The organism is Thermodesulfitimonas sp., from assembly GCF_052743955.1.
The window spans coordinates 1-4,729 of sequence record NZ_JBRAIN010000116.1; the positions used below are offsets into that span (position 1 = coordinate 1).

Below are 4,729 nucleotides of genomic sequence, written 5' to 3' on the forward strand. Positions count from 1 at the left end.
GTCAACCGCGATGCTGTCTGCCACAACGGTGGCAGCAGTATTGGCCCTTAATTCCAGTTTTCGAAGATCAGCATCGAGGAACTTAACGGTCTTTCCAGGGTAACGGCTCCTGATCCGCTCTTGCCACCGCCTATAGGCCTCCTGATACGCCGCCGCGTCAAGCGCGAGCGGGCCGTCGATTACAGTAATCCCTTCGAGGTTAAGCTCCGCCCCGCGAACGACGACGAGAACGGTTTTAGGCCAAAGTCTCACCGAATAGTTCCACCTGATTCCCTTGCCCGTCCCGAACTCCGGGTCGTCATCAAGCCATGCCGCAGCGTTTGGAAAATAGCGCCCCTGGTCTTGCGCTTCCTTCCTCACCCGCCCGTACCACGGGCTTCCCTTTCCTACGACCGGAAACTGAGGCAGGGGAAACCCCGGGATGCGCGGCCCGCAATTCTTATGAACGATCACGTTCCCCGGTAGCCCCGGGGGGAGGTACACCTCGTTTCCCGCCCAGATCTCCCCCTCCCAGGTGCGCATCGAGGCGTTAAAAAGGTCAACGTCTTTTCCCGCCTTGATTTCGCCCCGCCCGCTGAAAGTGAAGTCACGCCCCGCCCGCACATTCCCGCCGGCATAGATGCCGCCCTGGTGCTCCAGCTCCAAGGATTCTAACGCGACGTCTCCCGTGCGGGCCAGGAGGCTGCCTTGGATGTTGCTCTCACCCAGTATCATTATCGGCCCCTTCACCTCAACCTGCGTATCCGATTTCGGCCCGGGACCGCCATAGGCAAGAAAGGGATCAGGTCCTACCAGAACTTTAGCCTTAACGATCTTACGGGCCTGAAGGCGACCTGGTCTCGGCTCCTCGGGATACTTTCCTACGGAGGTTATGGTGTAGTAGACGGAGTTTCCTACCGTCTCTTTCTTCACGTAGACCTCCTCTATAACCCCGCCGGCGTAGGGCTCGTTAGCAATACGAAAGCTTTCAAAGCCCGGTGCCGGATAGATAAGTCTCTGTTTCAAATCGGCGAGCGCCTTTTCCACGCCGGCCTCAGCTATATAAAGTGCCTGGAGGCGTTCACGCTCCCCCATGGAAGCCTGCTTGCTACCAGTTGCCAAGGTAAGGCCCGCCGCTCCCAGAAGGGTGAGTAGGAAGAGTACCGCCAAGGTTAAGAGTAATGCCTGTCCATCTTCACTACGCCGCATCCTTATTCCTCCTCATCTTTGGGCCCTAGGGGATACGCACGCAAACGGCTGTCTGTACAGAAACTTCAGCGGTTCGGGGTCCTTTCCCCTTGAGCACGAGGCGGATTGTTGCAGGATTTACGGGATCCCGGGAAAAATAGACTGCCGTTATTACACCGGTAGTTACCGGCTGAAAAACCGACCCTGTGCTGCGCTCCAATTCTCCCTGCCGCGTATCGAAGCGGTACCAAACTGTGACCCCGCTTTCGCTATCCTCAAAACGAAGGTTCTGAGGGTCAGGGATTTCTACAGAACTGGCTCTAGCTCCGCGTACCTCGGTCGCTACTTTATCTAGTGCGCTTCGGAGGTTGTCTGCCACCTCGGTCTCTTGGTCTGTCCAGACCCAGTTCAGTGCCCCTCGCTCGTAAAGCAAAAAGGCGCCCAGAATAATCAGGGACATTAGCGCCGCCGCCACCATCGCTTCGATTAGGGTGAGCCCGTTTTCGCCCCGGTCCCGCTTCATGGCCTTACCCGCTCCATCGTCAGATGGACACTCTTGGCTACTCCGTGGATTTTGTAGTAGACCGCTACTACCACCGTCTTCGTGGAGACGTTATCCACCACCGCAATTCGGTAGGTAAAGCCGGGGACGGTAGGCGTAAAGGGTGTTTCTGTCGCTACGGTTACGACGGTACCAAACGGTTCCCCCTTTAACTCTTCTAGCTTTTGCTGGGCGAGGTAAAGCGCTTTGGTATCCTCCCGCCCGGCTGCCACAAACCGTGCACTAACCCCGAAGGCGGTAAAAAGGCCCACCGCGATGAAGCCGAGGAGTACCGCCGCTACCAAGACCTCCACCAGTGTCAGCCCCTGTTCATCCGTACTTCGGCGTTCCGCCATCTCGCCCCTCCCGCTATCAGCGGCTATTCTACTCTTACGCGGCCCGTCGGGCCAAAGACGACGATCTCTCTTTTTTCCCCGGTTACGCTTTGGAGGGTAGCTTTGCCTCCGTTTCCGGAGCTCCCGGAAGGGTTGAAACGGACCTCGTAGACCATCCCGGCGACCGGGGGATTTGCGAAGGTGAGCCAAGCAAACCGAACGCGGGCCGGAAGGTAAACCGTTTCCCATACACCGGGGACGCGCTCGAACCGGTAGCAGTTATCGTTCTGGTAAATCGTGAGTACGCTCTCCACTCCCCGGGTCACCGCCAAATCCCGCGTCGCGCGCAGGTGGCTTACCAGTTCGCGGGCGCCGGTTACCAGATCCCAATGGGCAGTACTCCGAGTAAGGGGAAAAAATACTATCCCGAGAAGAACACCTGCCACGACTAGGAGAACAAGTACTTCGAGGATGGTAAAACCGGCTTCGTCTCTGCAAGACCCAACTTTACGCTCCAATTCTGATCACCCTTGTACTATGCCGGCCTGCACCTTCGCCCTAACTTTTATAAGCTTGTAACTGCCACCGGTTTATTTCGACATAAAAACCTCCATTCCTGCAAGGGTAAGAATAATTTCCCGCTTTTGGTAGGGAAGAGCCGGGAGGCATTGTTTCGAAACCTCTTTTCCACCGGTGTTCCCGTTGCGAGAGAAGCATCCTTCGGAGCGGTGTTGATGTGTACGATGGTCGGGTGGCGGTAAAGCCCGTAGACCTGGCTGGCATGCCCCTCACTTACCGTATCGGGGAACTTGTTGTGACAAGCGCCACACCAGTCGGTGCTGCCGTAGGCGTAGTCCGTTACCGTGTACACGCCAGAGCTTACCCCCTGGTAGGTGAAGGTACCCACGGTTTGCATTTTAAAAGCTACGTAGTCTACGGTTTGCCCGAAGAGAACTTTGCGCAACAGCCGTGGATTTCCTTGGACGATGCCGTTGCTATCCGGGGTTTTCCCACCAGCGTGCGGGTCGTGGCGCGAACCGCAGACAAAACCGGTGCCGGTGAACCTGTTGGTGCTACCCGGGATAAAGTAGTCGCCCCGCGGGTCGTTTGGGTCCGGGTCGCCCGTTTCCCCTTCGAGCCCCCAGACATTGTGGCGGGACGTTACGCTAACCAACTCGCCCGGCTCCGGCGTGCCATCACCGTTGGTGTCGACCCACTGACGCACGAAACCACCAGCTGGAGAAGGACGCCAGGTATTTTTGTCGGGTGAAGTGAGGCCGTCTTTTACGTCATAAGGAGCGCTGGTGGCACCGTCGCCATGACAGAGGAAGCAGAAAGTGGGTCTGCGTTGCTCCGGCTTTTAGGAGCTTCGGGAGGTTAGCCGCATGGGCGACGTGGCACCCGCCACAAGCGTCCGTAGTGGCAGAAAACTGCCCGTGGGTCCAGGCGAAAGCCGGCGCCGCGAAAGCCAGGCAACATACCAGGGCTACCACCGAGACCAAATAAAGCTTCGCCTTGGTCATTGTATTCACCTCCTTTCCGGCGCGTTTTTATTACTGAACCCCCTCCGGCTAAAGAAAGGGATCAGCCTCGCGTACTATTTCAGGTCGTAAACGACTACCCGCAAGTTTCCGTAGTCAGCTACGTAGAGCCGTTGTCTGCTATCAATCCAGACCCCCGTAGGGCAACAAAGACTGTCCTTTTCTTCCGGAGCGCCGACCTGCTTGGCAACGGCGGGAAGCATTTTTCCTTCCTTGCTAAAGATTGTCACCCGCTGAGAGAGCGCGTCGGCCACATAGACGTTCCCCTTTTTGTCGAAGGCGATCCCGGTAGGCGTGGCAAAGTAACCCTCGTGCTTGGCGAGATCACCCGTCCACATTGCCAAAAACTTCCCTTGGGTATCGAATATCTGGACCCGGCAATTGTTGGTATCGGCAACGAAGATACGACCGTCGGGGCTGACAGCAATGCCATTCGGGTAATAAAACTCACCGCCCCCACTACGGCCAAACCGCCCGATGGCCCCCACCTCTTTCCCGGAGAGATCCATTATTACGACCTGCTGGCGGCCGACATCGGTGAAGTAGAGCTTATCTTTTATAGAAAGCTACATCCACCGACTTTGCGAGTGCCTTTTCTCCAAAATAGCCTATGAATTTACCCTCACGATCAAAAATGACCGCCTTCCTTAAACCCGCCTCGGCTACGAAAATGCGGTTTCCAACTACTACACCTCCATAGGGGTATTGCAGCCGCGCTCTTTCTCCGCCGGTATCCCCAAATTTCCGAAGATAATGGCCGGTATAGTCAAAAACAACCACCCGGTGGTTTGCCGTGTCGGAAACGAATATTTCATCGTTATATACGCACACCTTTCGGGGTTGCCGGAGCAAGACGCCTTGGTCTCCGTATATCGTTGCAACCCACGTAGCCAGGAGCAAACCGGAGCGCTTTATCGATGGCCGTAAGAGCGTTCGTTTTGTCTCCCATCCCTTCGTAGGCTAAGGCTAAGTAGTAATAGGTGTTCGAACTCAAGTTTGACAGCTAACCCGCATTTTGGGCGGCCCCAGGACCGGGAAGCCTTGAAAAATGGGCATATCTTCTCTCGAAAAACCAAAAGTGTTGTGCCATAATGACGGTCAGCTAAATTTCTTCGACCTGGAAATCTTTTCAAAGATGATTCCCC

General features: G+C 56.1%; 8 protein-coding genes. All 8 read right to left on the minus strand.

The annotated features are described in order from the left end of the window. Positions 1-1,188: PilX N-terminal domain-containing pilus assembly protein (locus tag ACUVTA_RS08575; protein ID WP_445952528.1), on the minus strand; the 1,188-nt coding region annotated here is incomplete at its 3' end. Positions 1,189-1,213: 25 nt separating this feature from the next. After that, positions 1,214-1,690 carry a PilW family protein gene (locus tag ACUVTA_RS08580; RefSeq protein ID WP_445952529.1) on the minus strand — a complete coding sequence of 159 codons (477 nt, stop codon included), beginning with the start codon at positions 1,688-1,690 and terminating at the stop codon, positions 1,214-1,216. Further along, the gene (locus ACUVTA_RS08585) at positions 1,687-2,064 is read right to left on the minus strand and encodes a type IV pilus modification PilV family protein (protein WP_445952530.1); all 378 of its coding nucleotides are present in this window, start codon (positions 2,062-2,064) and stop codon (positions 1,687-1,689) included. Before ACUVTA_RS08585 ends, ACUVTA_RS08580 begins: the two co-directional genes overlap by 4 nt. 23 nt (positions 2,065-2,087) lie before the next feature. Beyond that, positions 2,088-2,561, minus strand: coding sequence for a GspH/FimT family protein (locus tag ACUVTA_RS08590; RefSeq protein WP_445952531.1), 474 nt, complete (start codon positions 2,559-2,561; stop codon positions 2,088-2,090). A gap of 47 nt (positions 2,562-2,608) precedes the next feature. After that, positions 2,609-3,268, minus strand: coding sequence for a hypothetical protein (locus ACUVTA_RS08595; protein WP_445952532.1), 660 nt, complete (start codon positions 3,266-3,268; stop codon positions 2,609-2,611). Positions 3,269-3,332: 64 nt separating this feature from the next. After that, positions 3,333-3,566, minus strand: a complete 234-nt coding sequence (locus ACUVTA_RS08600; RefSeq protein WP_445952533.1) for a cytochrome c3 family protein — start codon at positions 3,564-3,566, stop codon at positions 3,333-3,335. A 74-nt stretch (positions 3,567-3,640) separates the two neighbouring features. Further along, complete coding sequence (locus ACUVTA_RS08605) at positions 3,641-4,093, minus strand: SMP-30/gluconolactonase/LRE family protein (RefSeq protein ID WP_445952534.1); 453 nt, start codon at positions 4,091-4,093, stop codon at positions 3,641-3,643. Between the two features lie 40 nt (positions 4,094-4,133). Further along, a complete protein-coding gene (locus ACUVTA_RS08610; RefSeq protein WP_445952535.1) occupies positions 4,134-4,484 on the minus strand; it encodes a 6-bladed beta-propeller in 351 nt (116 codons plus the stop codon). Positions 4,485-4,729 lie beyond the last annotated feature (245 nt).